Source organism: Faecalibacterium sp. DFI.5.82 (assembly GCF_029076575.1).
GTDB lineage: Bacteria > Bacillota > Clostridia > Oscillospirales > Ruminococcaceae > Faecalibacterium > Faecalibacterium duncaniae.
This window is the reverse complement of record NZ_JARFIS010001121.1, coordinates 1-289: the sequence shown is the minus strand read 5'-3', so window position 1 is coordinate 289 and position 289 is coordinate 1. Positions and strand designations below refer to the sequence as shown.

The window sequence follows — 289 nt, the reverse complement described above, 5'->3', positions numbered from 1 at the left end:
CGCTTCATTCTGGATACGAATGAGCAGCCCCCGGAATTGCACTGGTTTGAAATATTTTCCAAAAAAAGAAAAAAGCCTCGACCTCTCAAGCCCTGTTATTCCGCAGGTTGTGCCCGGCTGTGCCTACGGCGGCGACTTTGGTGACCGCCCCACCGACCGGGAATTCTGTGTGGTCGGCCTTGTGCTGCCCGACCGCCGTAACACCCCCAAGATGGATGCGGTCAAGGCGGCATACGCCCCCTTGAAAATCACCCTGACCGACACGGAAGCAATCGTTGAAAACCGGAAC

1 protein-coding gene is annotated in these 289 nt (G+C 56.1%); it reads left to right on the top strand.

Going from position 1 to position 289, the window contains the following annotated elements; translation table 11 throughout:
• Positions 1–46: 46 nt before the first annotated feature.
• On the top strand, positions 47–289 hold a 243-nt coding region (locus P0G09_RS20405), incomplete at its 3' end, for a glycoside hydrolase family 2 TIM barrel-domain containing protein (RefSeq protein ID WP_275253594.1).